This window comes from Pseudomonas sp. C11, assembly GCF_034683865.1.
Classification (GTDB): Bacteria; Pseudomonadota; Gammaproteobacteria; order Pseudomonadales; family Pseudomonadaceae; genus Aquipseudomonas.
The window spans coordinates 115491-132029 of sequence record NZ_JAWIIP010000007.1 but is presented as its reverse complement, the minus strand read 5'-3'; the positions used below and the strand labels follow the sequence as shown (position 1 = coordinate 132029).

Sequence of the window (16539 nt, the reverse complement as noted above, 5' to 3'; positions counted from 1 at the left end):
CACTTGTGGAATAAAGTCAAAATCCGCTGCTAAGATGATGAACAGCATTGAAAAACGGCTTCACGCCGCGGATTCAGCGGGTTTGGACGCGGCGCTAGGGCGCTACACGTGAAGGCACATAATAAAGGGATTCACCGTATGAGGAAAACACTACTCGCCCTGCTCCTGGCAGCTGGCGGATTGGCCCTGGCCGGTTTGGCTCAGGCCGCAGTGCAACTCAAGGATGGTCATCCGGATCGTTATACCGTGGTCAAGGGCGATACGCTCTGGGATATTTCCGGCAAGTTCCTCAGCCAACCGTGGAAGTGGCCGGAAATCTGGCACGCCAACCCGCAAGTGGCCAACCCGCACCTGATCTACCCCGGTGATACCCTCAACCTCGTCTATATCGACGGTGAGCCACGGCTGATGCTCAATCGTGGCGAGTCGCGCGGCACCATCAAGCTGTCGCCGCAGGTGCGCACCACGCCGATGGCCGAAGCCATTCCGACCATCCCGCTGCAAGCGATCAACAGCTTCCTGCTGAGCAACCGCATCGTCAACTCGCCGGAAGAGTTCAACGGCAAGCCCTACATCGTCGCCGGTAATGCCGAGCGTGTGGTCAGCGGCGCCGGCGACCGCATCTACGCGCGTGGCAAGTTCGACGAGCAGCATCCGGTGTACGGCATCTTCCGTCAGGGCAAGACCTACCTGGATCCGGAAACCAAGGAATTCCTTGGTATCAACGCCGATGACATCGGTACTGGCGAGATCGTCGCCGAAGAAGGCGATGTCGGCACCCTGTTGCTGAGTCGTTCGACTCAGGAGGTGCGTCTCGGTGATCGCCTGTTCCCTACCGAAGAGCGCGCCATCAACTCGACCTTTATGCCCAGCGAACCGACCAGCGAGATCAATGGCCTGATCCTCGATGTGCCGCGTGGCGTGACGCAGATCGGCCAGTTCGACGTGGTGACCGTGAACAAGGGCGCAAATGACGGCCTGGAAATCGGCAACGTACTGGCAGTGTACAAGACCGGCGAGACCGTACGTGATCGCGTAACCGGCGAAAGCGTGAAGATTCCGGACGAGCGCTCTGGCCTGCTGATGATCTTCCGCACCTACGACAAGCTCAGCTACGGCCTGGTGCTGCAGGCTAGCCGGCAGTTGGCAGTGATGGACAAGATCCGCAACCCGTAATACCCAACGAGCCCCGCCCAGTGCGGGGCTCGTGCTTTCAGGTCGCCAGGATGGCGGCAGCACTTATCAGGGACGAATTGCCATGCCTGCAGCCTCCTCGCTTTCCCCCGCCGAACTCGAAGCCCGCCTGCGCTTGCACCTGCTGCCTGAGCTGGGGCCGCGTCGTTTCCGCAAACTGCTCAGCGCTTTCGACAGCGCCTCGGCCGCCCTCAGTGCGCCTGCCAGTGCCTGGCGGGCGCTGGGGTTGCCAGCAGCCTGTGCCGAACCCCGACGCAGCGAGTCGATACGCGAGCGGGCGGCCGCTGCCTTGGCCTGGCTCGAACAGCCGGGCCAGCATCTGCTGATGTGGGACGACCCCAATTACCCGGCTTTGCTGGCCGAGTTGAACGATGCGCCGCCACTGCTGTTCGTTGCCGGCGATCCACAACTGTTGGAAGCGCCGCAGCTGGCCATGGTCGGCAGCCGCCGAGCATCTGGCCCGGGTCTGGATAATGCACGCGCCTTCGCCCGTAGTCTGGCGGCCGGTGGTTTCGTCATCACCAGTGGCCTGGCGCTGGGCATCGACGGAGCCGCGCACCAGGGTGCGCTGGAAGGTGGCGGCAAGACCATCGCCGTACTCGGTACAGGTCTCAAGTGCCTGTATCCGGCGCGGCACAAGCGGCTGGCTGCGCAGATCATCGAGCAGGGCAGTGCGCTGGTTTCCGAGCTGCCGCTGGATTGCATGCCACAGGCCAGCAACTTTCCCCGGCGCAATCGCATCATCAGCGGCCTGTCACTCGGTGTGCTGGTGGTCGAGGCCAGCCCGTCCAGCGGTTCGCTGATCACCGCACGACTGGCGGCCGAGCAGGGCCGCGAGGTCTACGCCATTCCCGGTTCGATCCATCATCCCGGCGCGCGCGGCTGTCATCAGCTGATCCGCGACGGTGCCACCCTGGTGGAGAGCGTGGAGCACATCCTGGAGGCGTTACGTGGCTGGCAGGTGCCGATGGCGCCAGGCAAATCCCAAGCGCCCGCGGCAGTGGAACATCCTCTGCTGGCGCTGCTGCATGCCGCGCCGCATAGCAGCGAGGCCCTGGTGCAGGCCAGTGGCTGGGCGCTGTCCGATGTACTGGCGGCGCTGACCGAGCTGGAACTCGACGGCCTGGTGTGCAACGAGTCCGGGCGCTGGCTGGCACGCAGCCGCTAGCCGGATCGCCTGCGGGTTAGAGTCCTGGGGCCGGCTTGGATAGACTGCCGCTCATTCCCTAGCGAGAGACAGCCATGACCAGTAACTGGCAGGTGCAGCAAACGGCGCGCGTGGTTCATGCCGGCGGGGTGATTGCCTACCCGACCGAGGCGGTCTGGGGCCTGGGTTGCGATCCGTGGAACGAGTTGGCGGTCGACCGCCTGCTGGCGCTTAAAAACAGGCCGCTGCACAAGGGCCTGATCCTGGTGGCCGATGAGATCGAACAGTTCGACTTTCTCCTCGCTGATCTGCCTGACGTCTGGCAGGAACGGCTGGCTGGTAGCTGGCCTGGGCCCAATACCTGGCTGGTGCCACATCAGGGGCGTTTGCCCGAGTGGGTGACGGGTGAGCACGATAGCGTGGCGTTGCGTGTCAGTGCTCACCCTGTGGTGCGTGCGCTTTGCCGCCTGAGCGGGCCGCTGATTTCCACCTCGGCCAACCCGGCCGGTCGACCCGCTGCGCGTGCGCGCCTGCGCGTCGAGCAGTATTTCGCGGGGGAGCTGGACAAGGTGCTCGGCGGCGCGCTGGGTGGGCGCAAGAATCCCAGTCTGATCCGCGACCTGCGCACGGGCGATGTGATTCGGCCGTCGTGACCACCACACCTTGTAGGAGCGAGCCCTGCTCGCGAAGCGTTTGCAGGGCCGGGTTCGCGAGCAGAGCTCGCTCCTACGCTTATGGCAGCAGAATGGTCGAGCCGGTGGTCTGCCTCGAACTCAGCGCGTCCTGCGCGGCGGCGGCGTCCTTCAGCGCGTAGCGGTTGCTGATTTCCACCTGCAGCTTGCCGCTGGCGATCATGCCGAACAGCTCGTCAGCCATGGCCTGCAGGCGCTGCGCACTGGTGGCGTAGCCGGCCAGGGTCGGACGGGTGACGTACAGCGAACCCTTCTGCGCCAGGATGCCCAGGTTGACTCCGGTGACCGCGCCGGAGGCGTTGCCGAAGCTGACCAGCAAGCCGCGCGGCGCCACACAGTCCAGCGAAGTTTCCCAGGTGTCCTTGCCGACGCCGTCGTAGACCACCGGGCACTTGGCGCCATCGGTTAGCTCCAGCACGCGCTGCACGACGTTCTCATGGCTGTAATCGATGGTCGCCCAGGCGCCCTGCTCTTTCGCTCGCGCCGCCTTCTCCGCCGAACTGACGGTGCCGATCAGCTTCACGCCCAACGCCTTTGCCCATTGGCAGGCGAAGGAGCCGACACCGCCGGCTGCGGCGTGGAAGAGGATGGTCTCGCCGCCTTTGAGTTCGTAGGTCTGGCGCAGCAGGTACTGCACGGTCAGGCCCTTGAGCATGACGGCGGCGGCCTGTTCGAAGCTGATGCTGTCCGGCAGTTTCACCAGCTTGTCGGCGGGCAACACATGCAGCTCGCTGTAGGCTCCGAGCGGGCCGGTGGCGTAGGCGACGCGGTCACCCACGGCAAAGCCTTCAACTTCGCTGCCGACGGCCTCGACTACACCGGCCCCTTCGGTGCCCAGGCTCGAGGGCAGCGCGGGCGGTTGGTACAGGCCGCTGCGGAAATAGGTGTCGATGAAGTTCAGGCCGATGGCCCGGTTGGCCACCCGCACCTCGCGTGGCCCGGGGGCTGCCGGCTGATAGTCGCGGTACTCCAGCACGTCGCTGCCGCCGTGCTGGCTGAACTGAATGCGCTTGGCCATCTCGGATTCCTTGTCTGCAATGAGCCACCTGCTGGCGGCGAAAGGGTCTATCCAATCCTCCCGATTGACCGACGTCAACTGCGGATCAGTCGCCACGAATGCTATGCTGCCCGCCGATTTCGACCCGCTCCCCGCTCAAGGTGCCGCCGTGACTGACCGTACCGAGGCCGTGAAGGCCTACATGCTCGACCTGCAAGACCGCATCTGCTCCGCCCTGCAAGCCGAGGACGGCCAGGCCGTGTTCGCCGAAGACGCCTGGCAGCGTCCGGCTGGTGGTGGCGGGCGCACGCGGGTGATCGAGAACGGCGCGCTGATCGAAAAAGGCGGGGTGAATTTCTCCCACGTGTTCGGCGACAGCCTGCCGCCTTCGGCCAGTGCCCACCGTCCCGAGCTGGCCGGTCGTGGCTTCCAGGCGCTCGGCGTGTCGCTGGTGATCCACCCGGAAAACCCCTACGTGCCGACCTCGCATGCCAACGTGCGCTTCTTCAGCGCCGAAAAGGCGGGCGAGGAGCCGGTGTGGTGGTTCGGCGGTGGTTTCGATCTGACGCCCTACTACGCCAACGAAGAGGATTGCGTGTTCTGGCACCAGGTCGCCCATGACGCCTGTGCACCGTTCGGCGCCGAGGTCTATCCCAAGTTCAAGGCCTGGTGTGACCGCTACTTCCACCTCAAGCATCGCGGCGAGCCGCGCGGTATCGGCGGGCTGTTCTTCGACGACCTGAACGAGTGGGATTTCGACACCTGCTTCGCCTTCATGCGCGCCATTGGCGATGCCTACATCCAGGCTTACCTGCCCATCGTTCAGCGCCGCAAGGCCATGCCGTTTGGCGAGCGTGAGCGTGAATTCCAGGCCTTCCGCCGTGGTCGTTACGTCGAGTTCAACCTGGTGTTCGACCGTGGCACCCTGTTCGGCCTGCAATCGGGTGGGCGTACCGAGTCGATCCTCATGTCGCTGCCGCCGCACGTGCGCTGGGGCTACGACTGGAAACCCGAGCCGGGCAGCGAAGAAGCGCGCCTGACCGAGTATTTCCTGACCGATCGCGATTGGTTGGCGCGGGCTTAGCTTCCATTCTCTTCTGTAGGAGCTTCGCCCCGCGGCGTTGCTCCTACAGGACGGTGTCAGTTTCGTAGATGTCTACTGTTACAGGACTTTCCATGGATCGTTACTGCGTCTTCGGCAATCCCATCGGCCACAGCAAATCACCGCTGATCCATCGCCTGTTCGCCGAACAGACTGGCCAGGTGCTCGATTACCAGGCGCGGCTGGCGCCGTTGGACGACTTCGCCGGCAATGCCCGCGCCTTTTTCGCCGAAGGCCTGGGCGGCAACGTGACCGTGCCGTTCAAGGAAGAGGCCTTTCGCCTCTGCGACACGCTCACCGAGCGCGCGCGCCGGGCGGGGGCAGTGAACACCCTGAAGAAACTCGAAGACGGCCGCTTGCTGGGTGACAACACCGATGGCGCCGGCCTGACCCGTGACCTGCAGGACAACGCCGGTTTCAGCCTGACCGGCAAGCGCATCCTCATCCTTGGCGCAGGGGGTGCCGTGCGTGGCGTGCTGGAGCCCTTCCTGGCGCAGCGCCCGGCGAGCCTGGTGGTGGCCAACCGCACGCTGTGCAAGGCCGACAAGCTGGCGATGGAGTTCAAGGATCTTGGCCCGTTGCGTGCCGTCGGCTTCGACTGGGTCGATGCGCCGATAGATCTGATCGTCAACGGCACCTCGGCCAGTCTGGGCGGAGAGCTGCCGCCCATCGCCCCGAGCCTGATCCAGCCTGGCCATACGCTCTGCTACGACATGATGTACGCCAAGGAGCCGACCGCCTTCAATCGCTGGGCGGCCGAGCAGGGCGCCGCGCGCTGCCTGGATGGCCTGGGCATGCTCGTCGAGCAGGCGGCCGAGGCGTTCGAGTTGTGGCGCGGCGTGCGTCCCGACACAGCGCCAGTGCTTGCCGAGTTGCGGCGGCAACTGGCGGGCTGAGGCGTCCCGATGACTGACGCCGCGCCTCCGAGGATCAAGGGCTACCACGCCCACGTCTATTACGACGCCGCTACGCTGCCGCAGGCACGTGCCCTGTGCGAAGCGGCGGCGCAGCGCTTTTCGCTGAAAATGGGCCGCCTGCATCAGCAACTCGTCGGGCCACACCCGTGCTGGAGCTGCCAGTTGGCCTTCCGTCCCGAGCTGTTCGCCGAGCTATTGCCCTGGCTGATGCAGCACCGCGAAGGACTCGACGTACTGGTGCACCCCATCACCGGCTTCGAGCTGCGCGATCATCGCGACTGGGCTCTGTGGCTGGGGCACTCGCATCCTCTCGACCTCAGCATGCTGGATGCCGACGAGGCCTGACGCCGTTGTTTTGCCGATTGTGTCGTCGCCTTGTCCTGCCACCTCATGGCAGCCGCTTGTCAGCGCGCCCTGGAGAAGCAGGAACCGCCGCAGGGGCGAACAGTCTGGATGAAAGAGTCGCTCGCGGTCTTGCATCCGCCCACGATTCGGATATACCAAGGACACGTCCCTGAAGGAGTGAAGCATGCAGACCTCGCTGCTATGGCTCAAACAGGATCTTCGTCTCGACGATAACCCGGCGCTGCAGGCAGGGCTCAAGAGCGAGCGCCTGTTACCGCTGTACGTTTTCGACCCCCGCACATTGAGCATGGGGCCCCTCGGCACTCGGCGCCAGGGTGTGCATCGCACCCGCCTGCTGCTGGAGAGCCTCACCGCGTTGGATGGCGCCTTGCGTCAGCGTGGCTCGCGCCTGTTGGTGCTGCAAGGCGAGCCCGAGCGGGTGATCGCGCAACTGGTGGAGCGTCTGGGCGTGCAGGAAGTGCTGACTCACGCCGAGATCGCGCCCGAAGAGCGCGCCCTGCAGAGCCGCGTGTGTGACGCCCTGGGGTTGGTGCCGATGCGAGAATTTCCCGCCAATGGGCTGCTGCGTGAGGCGGAGCTGCCCTGCCCGCCCGAGGAACTGCCACAAGTTTTCACGCGCTTTCGCGAGCTGTGCGAACAGCGCTTGCTGGTGTTCCAGCCACAAGCCGCGCCGGAGGCCCTGCCCGCGCTGCCCGATGCTGCGCTCGACCTGCTGCAGCCATTGCCGACACTCTCTCAGCTCGGCCTTGGCGAGCCGCTCAATGTGCCTGCCAGCGCCTTCCCTTTTTCCGGTGGCGAGGCCGCCGCACAGGCGCGTCTGCGTGATTACCTGTGGAACAGCCAGGGCGTGCGGGAGTACAAGGACACCCGCAACGGCCTGGTCGGCACCGAGTATTCCTCCAAGTTTTCCCCCTGGCTGGCCAATGGCTGCCTCTCTGCCCGGCGCGTGATGGCCGAGCTGCGGCGTCACGAGTCACAGTACGGGCGCAACGATTCCACGCACTGGTTATGGGTGGAGTTGCTCTGGCGTGATTTCTTCCGCTGGACGCTGGTGCGCCATGGCAGCGCCTTGTTCAAGGCCGGCGGGTTGAAGGCCACCGCGCGCGCGCCGCGCAACCTCGATGAGCGTTTCCAGCGCTGGTGTACCGGGCGTACCGGTATGCCCTTCGTCGATGCCAACATGCGCGAGCTGGCTGCTACCGGCTTCATGTCCAATCGTGGTCGGCAGGTGGTGGCCAGCTATCTGGTGCACGACCTGCAACAGGATTGGCGGCATGGCGCCGCGTGGTTCGAGGAGCACCTGCTCGACTACGACCCGGCGAGCAACTGGGGTAACTGGGCCTATCTGGCCGGCGTGGGCAGCGATCCTCGGCAGAACCGCGTGTTCAACGTGTTGCGCCAGGCGCGCCAGTACGACCCGGATGCGAGCTACGTGAGCCTGTGGATGCCGGAGCTGCATACGGTGGCCGCGCACCTGCGGCATACGCCATTTTTGCTCCCGGCGTTGCAGCTGGAGGCCATGCGCTATCCACGCCTGGAGCAGATGCCGGAGACCTGGCGGCCCTATCTGCCGGCCGCCTAACCCAGTTCGATCCGATTGCGGCCCTCGCCCTTGGCGCGGTAGAGCGCCTTGTCGGCGCGTTCGAAGACCGCGTCGCTGCTTTCGTTGCCACGGAACTCGGTCAGGCCGGCCGAGCAGGTGATCGTCAGCGGTTCGCCCTTGAAATGGAACGGACAGGCAGCCACGGCGTTGCGTAGCGTTTCCAGCAATTGCTGGCCGCCCTCTATGGGCGTGGCGGGAATCAGCAGGACGAATTCCTCACCGCCGAAGCGGGCCATGAAGTCGGTCTTGCGCAGGCGTTTCTGCAGCTCGCTGGCAATGATCTTCAGGACGCGGTCGCCGGCTAGGTGGCCGTAGTTGTCGTTGACGCGTTTGAAGTGATCGATGTCCAGCACCGCCAGTAGCAGCTCACCGCCGTAGCGTTGGCGACGGGCCACTTCCAGCTCCAGACGCTCGCTCCAGGCGGCCCGATTGGGCAGGCCGGTCAGTGGGTCGAGCAGCGACTTCTGCCGTTGCTCCTCGAGATGATCGCGGAACTGCTGTGCTTCCTGTTCCATCTCCGCAACGCGCTGCACCAGTCCCTGCAGGCGCTCGGCAACCGCTTCCTCGCGCTCGTTGCGCTGGTGCTGATGGGTGGCGACCGTTTGCAGAAGTGCGTCCAGGCGTTGTTCCAGCGCACTTTTCAGTGAGTCCAGATCCACGGCTTCCTGCACGCTGTTCTGCAGCTCATTGACCTGCTCACGCAGTTCCTGATCGAAGCTGCGGGCCTGTTCGACCGAGCCGCTGTAGCCTTCGTGCGCCTCGTTGAGGGTGCCGATGAAGACCGCCAGGCGCTCGTTGAGCTGCTTGAGGTAGACGGCAAATTCGCGCTGACCGTTGCCGCTGACCGCTAGCACCAGCACCGACAGATCGTCGAGTACGGGCACCAGTTCGTACCAGTTCAACGGCCCAAGCAGACGCTCCAGCAGCGCTTCGCCCTGCGGCTGATGGCGGGGCGGCAGTTCCAGTTCGGCGAGCAGCTTGCGCAGGCTTTCGGCGATATGAGGCGCTACGGTGCTGTAGCCCGGCTCGTTACTCGGCAGGGCAAATTCGGCATCACCCTCAGACCGTTCGACGGACACCAGGCCGGGAGGTAGAGGCAGGCTGTCGAGCGTTGCCGCTGGCGGCGAAGAGGCGGCGACGAGCGGCGGGCGTTCGCTCTCGACCGGCTTGCTCTCACTGGCTGGTTGAGCCTGAGGTGTGATTGCGGCGGGTTGCGCCGCAGGCACGTCAGCGCTCGGGCTGATCGGCGCGGCGGCTTCACTGGCCTCGCCCGGTTCGGCGGCGGTAATGTCGCCGCGGCCGCCGAACAGGCGTTGCAGCAGGCCCGGCTGTTCCGACTGGCTGCTGCGCAGTTGCTCCAGTGCCTGGCTCTGTAACTGGCTCAGTTGGCTCAGCAGCGCTGGCAGCTTGTAGCTGTGGCTGGTGGCGTCCTCCATCTGCCGGCTGAGTGATTTCAGCGCCTTGCGCACCTCGCGTGGAGGATCGAGCTTCTGCAACTGTTCGATCACCTGCTGCAGGGCGGTGAGGGCTTCGTCGGAGCGCTGCTGGCGACGTTGCTCGGATTCCAGCACGGCCTTTTCCAGGCGCGGGATCAGGCTGCTGAGCGGAGCGTCCATATCGTCGCGGCGGAGGATCTCGCGCATCTCCTTCATGCACTGATCCACGGCCTTGTCGGTACCCTCAGCCGCCAGGCTGCTGCGCACCAGGCCGCGGCGCAGCAGGTCGAGGCGCGCGTCCCAGCGTCTTTCGAGCTTCTCCTGCTGCTCGAGGCTGCTCAGGTACTTGTCTTTCCAGCGCTGGGCGTCATCGCTCATTTGGCTTATTCCAGGGATGGCGGGTTCGTTATAGGCGTTTGGCCACTACTCTGAGCCTTTGGCAGGCGGATTTCCACAGCGACCGGCAGGTGATCCGAGATCGGCTGCTCAAGAACGTTAACTCGCCCCAGTTCGAGGGTCGGGCTGAGCAGGATGTGATCAAGGCAGCGCTGCGGTCGCCAACTCGGAAAGGTTGCCTGCGCCTGGGGGGCGAGCAGGCCGAGGTCGCGTAGCGGCGAGTTTTCCAGCAAGTCGAGGGCATGGGTGTTCATGTCGCCCATCAGCACCAGATGGCGGTAAGGGGTGACGCGTTCGCGGATGTAGGCGAGCTGGCGCGCACGGGTTTTCGAGCCGAGGGCCAGGTGCATCATTACCACCAGCAGGGCCTGCTCGCCTCCGCCCAGTTGCAGGAATATCGCGCCGCGCCCGGGCGGACCTGGCAGGGGGTGATCCTCGAGCAGCTGCGGGCGCAGACGGCTGAGCACGCCATTGCTGTGCTGGGCGAAGCGCCCCAGGTTGCGGTTGAGCTGCTGGTACCAGTAAGGGAAGGCGCCCAGCTGGGCCAGGTACTCGACCTGATTGACGTAGCCCGAGCGCAAGCTGCCGCCGTCCACTTCCTGGAGGGCGACGAGGTCGAAGTCGGCCAGCAGATCACCGATGCGCTGCAGATTGCCGGCGCGGCCGGCATGGGGCAGCAGGTGTTGCCAGCTGCGGGTCAGGTAGTGATGGTAGTGCTGGGTATTGATGCCGACTTGGACGTTGAAACTGAGCAGGCGCAACAGGCCGTCGGCCGGCCAGTCGCGTTCCACAGAGGTGCAGTGCGGGTTAACCTGTGGATCGCACAGGCCAACCGCGCGGGTCTTTCGCCAACGGCGCAGCATCGCGAGCGCCTATGACCGGTCAGAGCGCTTCGCGCTCCTTGGCGATCAGGTAATCGGCGACTTCCAGTGCCTGCTGCGGGCCACCGGCCGAACCGATGTCGAAGCGGTACTTACCGCCGACGATCATTACCGGTACGCCAGTGATCTGGTAAGCCATGGCGAGCTTCTTGGCTTTTTCCATCTGGCCTTTGACGGCGAAGGAGTTGAAGGTCTTGAGGAAGGCATCGCGATCCACGCCCTGGGTCGCGACGAAATCGGCGAACTCTTCGGGTGTACCCAGCTTCTTCTTCTCTTGGTGAATGGCATTGAACACGGCGTCATGCACCTTGTGCTCGACCTTCATCATGTCCAGGGTGATGAATGCCTGGCCATGGACGTTCCACAGGCCACCGAACAGCGCCGGGATACGAACGAAGTTGACGTCATCCGGCAGTTGTTTGATCCAGGGGTTGAGCGTCGACTCGAACTGATAGCAGTGCGGGCAGCCGTACCAGAACAGTTCGACCACTTCGATCTTGCCCGGCTTGGATACCGGAACGGGGCTGCTGAGCTCGACATACTGCTGGCCGGCGACCGGTTCGGCATGGGCGGTGAGGCCGAACAGGCTGCTGATCGCCAGAGCGGCGCCGAAAATCAGGTTACGCATGGGGGAACTCCTTGGCTGGAAAAGCATCGCCCTGATGGCGATTCGGAACTATGACTCGCTATCGTTGAGCCGGTTCCGCCATTGTAGCCATGGCGCATACGAAAAAGGGTGGCCGTAGCCACCCTTTGTCTCGCCAAGTGCAGCGACGGTCTGTCAGTGCAGGCCTTGGATGTAGCTGGAAACCGCTTCGATGTCCTTGTTGCTCAGCTTGGCAGCGATGGAGCGCATGATCATCGCGTCGCCATCGTTGGTGCGGTTGCCTTCGCGGAAATCTGTCAGCTGCTTCGCCACGTACTGGGCATGCTGGCCACCCAGGTGCGGGAAGCCGGCAGCGGCGATGCCGGCGCCGTTGGGCGAATGGCAACCGGTGCAGGCCGGCATGCCTTCTTCCAGCTTGCCGCCGCGGAACAGCGCTTCACCACGCTTGACCAGCTTGGGATCGGCAGCGCCAACGCTCATCTTCTGGCTGGAGAAGTAGGCGGCGATGTCGGCCATGTCCTGGTCGCTGAGGTTGTCCAGCAGGCCGGTCATTTCCACGACCTGGCGATTGCCAGACTTGATGTCGTGCAGCTGCTTGAGCAGGTAGCGCTCGCCTTGGCCGGCCAGCTTGGGAAAGTTTGGTGCAGGGCTGTTGCCATCAACGCCGTGGCAGGCGCCACAGACAGCGACTTTACCCTGACCGGCTTGAGCATCACCGGCAGCCTGTGCCACACCGGTGAGGCCCAGGGTCAACAGCAGACTCACGAGTACTTTGTTCATCAGCTAATCCAATTACGGCTAAGAGAGAAAGGGTTATCGGGCGGTACTGCTCATTCGGTCATCAACTTGATGACCGCCTGGTAGTCCTCTGCCGTGCAGTCCATGCACAGCCCACGGGGCGGCATGGCATTCAAACCATTGGTGACACTCTGCACCAGCGCGTCCATGCCTTTGGCCAGCCGTGGTTCCCATGCAGCTTTGTCACCTTTCTTCGGTGCCATGGGAAGCTGGCCGTTGTGGCAAGCGCCACAGGCGCGGTCGAATACCGCTTGCGGATCTTGTGCGGCATGACCGTTCAAGGACAGCAGGGTTACGGCAGCCGCGAGCAGCATTTTCTTCATCAAATCGACCTCATCAGGGTGGGAACATCCAGCCTCTATCGGGCGGTATGAAATGGTCGTTCCCTATTGCTACGGTTCCTGCGGGTGGGACAAAGCGCACACAAAATCTGCGGCATTATATACTGGCAATGCTGAAACGGAAACGACGCCACCTGCCACACGCCTCTGCGTATGGCAGGTGCGCGGAAATGTCGCAAGTCCCCGATCCCTGTGCCGGATCTGGGCACCCACCGGATATCCCCATGCTCGCGAAGAACCCCATTATCGGTCTGTGTCAGCAGGCCAGCTTCCTCATCAGTGCCGCCAAGGTCGATCAATGCCCCGAGGACAGTGGCCTGGAGGTGGCGTTTGCCGGGCGTTCCAACGCCGGCAAGTCGAGCGCGCTCAACACCCTCACCCACGCCAGCCTGGCGCGCACCTCGAAGACCCCGGGACGCACGCAGTTGCTCAACTTCTTCCGCCTGGATGACGAGCGTCGCCTGGTCGACCTGCCCGGCTATGGTTATGCCAAGGTGCCGATCCCGCTCAAGCAGCACTGGCAGAAGCACCTGGAGGCCTATCTGGGCAGCCGCGAGAGCCTGTGCGGCCTGGTGTTGATGATGGATATCCGTCATCCGCTGACCGAGTTCGACTGCATGATGCTCGACTGGTCGAAAGCCAGCGGCATGCCGCTGCACATCCTGCTGACCAAGGCCGACAAACTGGCTTTCGGCGCGGCGAAGAACGCTCTGCTTAAGGTGCGTCAGGAGATTCGCAAGCAATGGGGCGATGGCATCGGCATCCAGCTGTTCTCGGCGCCTAAGCGCATGGGCGTGGAAGAGGCGCAGATGGTGCTAGCCGGCTGGTTGGATCTGTTGCCGGAAGAAAGTGACGACGCCTCTGAGGAGGCCTGATGTATCGGGTGCGCTATACGCGCCCGTCGACATCGCTGTCTGGCACTTTTTTCCAGGCAAAAAAAACCCCGAGCTTCGTATGGGGAGGGAGAAGTTCGGGGTTCAAGGTCTGAACCGCTAGGGCGGGGTTCAGATGTCTGCCAACACTTAACACAACAAAGGAGCATTGAAGGGCTTAACGGCCATTCACGAACTCTGACCCGGGCCAAATGCGGAAAGTTCAGCGGTTTTAAAAACTATTTGCCATAACGAATGACAGAGTCTGCTCTGAAATCCATAAGCTAGAGCGGCCGCGGCTTGGCGCCGCGGCGTGAGGGTCAGTGGGCTTCGTCCCAGTTGCTGCCGATGCCGACTTCCACCAACAGCGGCACGTCCAGGTCGGCGGCGCCGCTCATCAGGTGCTTGAGCTTGGTGCTGACTTCATCGACCAGATCCTCGCGCACCTCCAGCACCAGTTCGTCGTGCACCTGCAGGATGATGCGCGCGTCGATGCCACTGTCCTGCAGCCAGCCGTCCACTTTGATCATCGCGCGCTTGATGATGTCCGCCGCAGTACCCTGCATCGGCGCGTTGATCGCTGCGCGCTCGGCACCCTTGCGCATGGCCTGGTTCTGCGCGTGGATTTCCGGCAGGTACAGGCGACGACCGTAAACCGTCTCCACATAACCCTGCTCGGCAGCCTGGGCGCGGGTGCTTTCCATGTAGGTCAGCACGCCGGGGTAACGGGCGAAGTAACGGTCGATGTAGGCCTGGGCCTCCTTGCGTTCGACGTCGATCTGTTTGGCCAGACCGAAGGCACTCATGCCGTAGATCAGGCCGAAGTTGATCGCCTTGGCCTTGCGCCGCTGATCGCTGGTCACCTCGTCCAGGGCCACGCCGAACACTTCCGCCGCGGTGGCCTTGTGCACGTCCAGGTCATGGCGGAATGCGTCCAGCAGGCCTTCGTCCTTGGCCAGGTGAGCCATGATGCGCAGCTCGATCTGCGAGTAGTCCGCCGCCATCAGCTTGTAGCCCTTGGGCGCGACGAAGGCCTGGCGGATGCGCCGGCCTTCGGCAGTGCGGATCGGGATGTTCTGCAGGTTTGGGTCGCTGGAGGACAGGCGGCCAGTGGCGGCCACCGCCTGGTGGTAGCTGGTGTGGATGCGCCCGGTGCGCGGGTTGATCTGCTCCGGCAGCTTGTCGGTGTAGGTGCTCTTGAGCTTGCTCAGGGAGCGGTACTGCATCAGCACCTTGGGCAGCTCGAAGTCCTGCTCGGCCAGCTCGGCCAGTACCGCCTCGGCGGTGGAAGGTTGGCCCTTGGCGGTCTTGCTGATCACCGGGTAGCCGAGCTTTTCATAGAGGATCACGCCCAGTTGCTTGGGCGAGGCCAGGTTGAATTCCTCGCCGGCGATCTCGAACGCCTTGCGCTCCAGCTCCACCAGTTTCTCGCCCAGCTCGACGCTCTGCTCGCCGAGCAGCTTGGCATCGACCAGCGCGCCGTTGCGCTCGATGCGCGCCAGTACCGGCACCAGCGGGATTTCGATGTCGCGCAGCACCTTGGCCAGGGACGGCACGGCTTCGAGTCGGCGCCACAGCTCCTGGTGCAGGCGCAGGGTCACGTCGGCGTCTTCGGCAGCGTAGGGGCCGGCCTGCTCCAGGGCGATCTGGTCGAAGGTCAGTTGCTTGGCGCCCTTACCGGCGATGTCCTCGAAGCGGATGGTGCTGTGATTCAGGTACTTCAGCGCCAGGCTGTCCATGTCGTGACGAGTGGCGGTGGAGTCCAGCACGTAGGATTCAAGCATGGTGTCGAAGGCCACGCCCTGCACCGTGATCGGCGTGCTGGCGTTGGCCAGGACGTTGATGTCGTACTTGGCGTGCTGGCCAACCTTGGCTTTGGCCGGGTCTTCGAGGATCGGCTTGAGCGCCCTGAGCACCGCATCGCGATCCAACTGTTGCGGCACGCCCATGTAGGAATGCGCCAACGGGACATAAGCCGCTTCGCCAGCCTTGACCGCAAAGGACAGACCGACCAGTTGCGCCTGTTGGGCGTCGATGCTGGTGGTTTCGCTGTCGAAGGCGATCAGTTCGGCCTGTTCCAGCTTCTTCAGCCAGGCCTCGAACTGCGCCTGTTCCAGCACCAACTGATAATCACCGGCGCTGGCTGGCGCTGGCGCGGCTGCCTCTTCGGTGGCTTCGCCAGTCGGTTCGGCGAACAGGTCGCCAGCCGGCGCAGCAGCCTTTGCAGCCAGCGCCTTGTTCTGGCGCAGCAGATCGTCCAGCCAGTTCTTGAATTCCAGCTCGCCGTACAGCTCGACCAGGGCAGCCTGATCCGGCTCGCCGGGATGCAGCGAGTCGATCTCGATATTCAGCGGCACATCGGTCTTGATGGTTGCCAGCTGATAAGACAGGTAGGCCATCTCGCGGTGTTCCTCGAGCTTGGCCGGCAGGCCCTTGGCACCGCGAATCGGCAACGCCGGCACCTTGTCGAGGTTGGCGTAGATCACGTCGAGGCCGCCACCGACACCGACCAGCAGGCCGAGCGCGGTTTTCTCACCCACACCGGGCACGCCGGGAATGTTGTCGACCTTGTCGCCCATCAGCGCCAGGTAATCGATGATCAGCTCAGGCCCGACACCGAATTTCTCTTTCACGCCATCGGCGTCGTAGACGCTTCCGGTCATGGTGTTGACCAGCGTAACGTGCGGGCAGACCAGCTGCGCCATGTCCTTGTCGCCGGTGGAGATGACCACATCGCGCTTTTCCCCGGCGGCCTGACGGGCCAGGGTGCCGATCACGTCATCGGCTTCGACGCCTTCGACGCACAGCAGCGGCAGGCCGAGGGCTCGCACGCTGGCGTGCAGCGGCTCGACCTGCACGCGCAACTCGTCCGGCATGGACGGGCGGTTGGCCTTGTACTCAGCGAACAGCTCATCGCGGAAGGTGCCGCCCTTGGCGTCGAAGACCACGGCAAACGGGCTGTTCGGGTACTGCTTGCGCAGGCTCTTGAGCATGTTCAACACGCCCTTCACCGCTCCGGTGGGCATGCCCTTGGAGGTGGTCAATGGCGGCAGGGCATGGAAGGCGCGGTACAGGTACGAGGAACCGTCGACCAGAACGAGGGGGGCTTGGCTCATGCGCGGGATCAACCTTTTCGGCGGGTGCAGCTAACAGGTAGTTGAAAAACGTAGGCGAGGCAGCCAGTGCAAGG

General features: G+C 64.0%; 15 protein-coding genes. 8 read left to right on the top strand and 7 right to left on the bottom strand.

Going from position 1 to position 16539, the window contains the following annotated elements:
• The first annotated feature begins 138 nt into the window (after positions 1 to 138).
• The 3 genes from VC352_RS13065 (at position 139) to VC352_RS13055 (ending at position 2994) form a co-directional block, all read left to right on the top strand.
• Complete coding sequence (locus VC352_RS13065) at positions 139 to 1176, top strand: LysM peptidoglycan-binding domain-containing protein (RefSeq protein ID WP_322979990.1); 1038 nt, start codon at positions 139 to 141, stop codon at positions 1174 to 1176.
• 82 nt (positions 1177 to 1258) lie between these two features.
• The gene (gene dprA, locus VC352_RS13060) at positions 1259 to 2362 is read left to right on the top strand and encodes a DNA-processing protein DprA (protein ID WP_322979989.1); all 1104 of its coding nucleotides are present in this window, start codon (positions 1259 to 1261) and stop codon (positions 2360 to 2362) included.
• A 74-nt stretch (positions 2363 to 2436) separates the two neighbouring features.
• A complete protein-coding gene (locus VC352_RS13055; protein ID WP_322979988.1) occupies positions 2437 to 2994 on the top strand; it encodes an L-threonylcarbamoyladenylate synthase in 558 nt (185 codons plus the stop codon).
• Between the two features lie 79 nt (positions 2995 to 3073).
• Here the strand turns inward: VC352_RS13055 and VC352_RS13050 are convergent, their stop codons facing one another.
• Positions 3074 to 4051 (bottom strand): NADPH:quinone reductase, encoded by a 978-nt coding sequence (locus VC352_RS13050; RefSeq protein WP_322979987.1) that lies wholly within the window; start codon positions 4049 to 4051, stop codon positions 3074 to 3076.
• A 148-nt stretch (positions 4052 to 4199) separates the two neighbouring features.
• On the opposite strand from VC352_RS13050, the gene hemF reads away from it, so the two are divergent.
• The 4 genes from hemF (at position 4200) to VC352_RS13030 (ending at position 7997) form a co-directional block, all read left to right on the top strand.
• Positions 4200 to 5114 (top strand): oxygen-dependent coproporphyrinogen oxidase, encoded by a 915-nt coding sequence (gene hemF / locus VC352_RS13045; RefSeq protein WP_322979986.1) that lies wholly within the window; start codon positions 4200 to 4202, stop codon positions 5112 to 5114.
• Positions 5115 to 5206: 92 nt separating this feature from the next.
• Entirely contained in the window at positions 5207 to 6028 is an 822-nt protein-coding gene (gene aroE / locus VC352_RS13040; protein WP_322979985.1) for a shikimate dehydrogenase, read from the top strand.
• A 9-nt stretch (positions 6029 to 6037) separates the two neighbouring features.
• Positions 6038 to 6394 carry a DOPA 4,5-dioxygenase family protein gene (locus VC352_RS13035; RefSeq protein ID WP_322979984.1) on the top strand — a complete coding sequence of 119 codons (357 nt, stop codon included), beginning with the start codon at positions 6038 to 6040 and terminating at the stop codon, positions 6392 to 6394.
• 184 nt (positions 6395 to 6578) lie between these two features.
• Entirely contained in the window at positions 6579 to 7997 is a 1419-nt protein-coding gene (locus tag VC352_RS13030) for a DASH family cryptochrome (RefSeq protein ID WP_322979983.1), read from the top strand.
• Here VC352_RS13030 and VC352_RS13025 read toward each other — a convergent pair.
• The 5 genes from VC352_RS13025 to VC352_RS13005 form a co-directional block, all read right to left on the bottom strand.
• Positions 7994 to 9832 carry a diguanylate cyclase gene (locus VC352_RS13025; protein ID WP_322979982.1) on the bottom strand — a complete coding sequence of 613 codons (1839 nt, stop codon included), beginning with the start codon at positions 9830 to 9832 and terminating at the stop codon, positions 7994 to 7996. The genes VC352_RS13030 and VC352_RS13025 overlap by 4 nt on opposite strands.
• A 5-nt stretch (positions 9833 to 9837) precedes the next feature.
• Positions 9838 to 10713: an endonuclease/exonuclease/phosphatase family protein gene (locus tag VC352_RS13020; protein WP_322979981.1), complete on the bottom strand. Its 876-nt coding sequence runs from the start codon at positions 10711 to 10713 to the stop codon at positions 9838 to 9840.
• Between the two features lie 19 nt (positions 10714 to 10732).
• Positions 10733 to 11359: a thiol:disulfide interchange protein DsbA/DsbL gene (locus VC352_RS13015; protein WP_322979980.1), complete on the bottom strand. Its 627-nt coding sequence runs from the start codon at positions 11357 to 11359 to the stop codon at positions 10733 to 10735.
• Between the two features lie 153 nt (positions 11360 to 11512).
• Positions 11513 to 12118: a c-type cytochrome gene (locus VC352_RS13010; RefSeq protein ID WP_322979979.1), complete on the bottom strand. Its 606-nt coding sequence runs from the start codon at positions 12116 to 12118 to the stop codon at positions 11513 to 11515.
• A 50-nt stretch (positions 12119 to 12168) separates the two neighbouring features.
• Entirely contained in the window at positions 12169 to 12459 is a 291-nt protein-coding gene (locus tag VC352_RS13005) for a c-type cytochrome (RefSeq protein WP_322979978.1), read from the bottom strand.
• Positions 12460 to 12701: 242 nt separating this feature from the next.
• Between VC352_RS13005 and yihA the strand changes: the two genes are divergently transcribed.
• Positions 12702 to 13352, top strand: a complete 651-nt coding sequence (gene yihA, locus VC352_RS13000) for a ribosome biogenesis GTP-binding protein YihA/YsxC (RefSeq protein WP_322979977.1) — start codon at positions 12702 to 12704, stop codon at positions 13350 to 13352.
• A 317-nt stretch (positions 13353 to 13669) separates the two neighbouring features.
• On the opposite strand, the gene polA is transcribed toward yihA, so the two are convergent.
• Positions 13670 to 16465, bottom strand: coding sequence for a DNA polymerase I (gene polA / locus VC352_RS12995; RefSeq protein ID WP_322979976.1), 2796 nt, complete (start codon positions 16463 to 16465; stop codon positions 13670 to 13672).
• Between the last annotated feature and the right edge of the window lie 74 nt (positions 16466 to 16539).

Coding starts and splice junctions, on each gene's coding strand:
- VC352_RS13065 (WP_322979990.1), top strand. CDS start 139: ATGAGGAAAACACTACTCGCCCTGCTCCTGGCAGCTGGCGGATTGGCC.
- dprA (WP_322979989.1), top strand. CDS start 1,259: ATGCCTGCAGCCTCCTCGCTTTCCCCCGCCGAACTCGAAGCCCGCCTG.
- VC352_RS13055 (WP_322979988.1), top strand. CDS start 2,437: ATGACCAGTAACTGGCAGGTGCAGCAAACGGCGCGCGTGGTTCATGCC.
- VC352_RS13050 (WP_322979987.1), bottom strand. CDS start 4,051: ATGGCCAAGCGCATTCAGTTCAGCCAGCACGGCGGCAGCGACGTGCTG.
- aroE (WP_322979985.1), top strand. CDS start 5,207: ATGGATCGTTACTGCGTCTTCGGCAATCCCATCGGCCACAGCAAATCA.
- VC352_RS13035 (WP_322979984.1), top strand. CDS start 6,038: ATGACTGACGCCGCGCCTCCGAGGATCAAGGGCTACCACGCCCACGTC.
- VC352_RS13030 (WP_322979983.1), top strand. CDS start 6,579: ATGCAGACCTCGCTGCTATGGCTCAAACAGGATCTTCGTCTCGACGAT.
- VC352_RS13025 (WP_322979982.1), bottom strand. CDS start 9,832: ATGAGCGATGACGCCCAGCGCTGGAAAGACAAGTACCTGAGCAGCCTC.
- VC352_RS13020 (WP_322979981.1), bottom strand. CDS start 10,713: ATGCTGCGCCGTTGGCGAAAGACCCGCGCGGTTGGCCTGTGCGATCCA.
- VC352_RS13015 (WP_322979980.1), bottom strand. CDS start 11,359: ATGCGTAACCTGATTTTCGGCGCCGCTCTGGCGATCAGCAGCCTGTTC.
- VC352_RS13010 (WP_322979979.1), bottom strand. CDS start 12,118: ATGAACAAAGTACTCGTGAGTCTGCTGTTGACCCTGGGCCTCACCGGT.
- VC352_RS13005 (WP_322979978.1), bottom strand. CDS start 12,459: ATGAAGAAAATGCTGCTCGCGGCTGCCGTAACCCTGCTGTCCTTGAAC.
- yihA (WP_322979977.1), top strand. CDS start 12,702: ATGCTCGCGAAGAACCCCATTATCGGTCTGTGTCAGCAGGCCAGCTTC.
- polA (WP_322979976.1), bottom strand. CDS start 16,465: ATGAGCCAAGCCCCCCTCGTTCTGGTCGACGGTTCCTCGTACCTGTAC.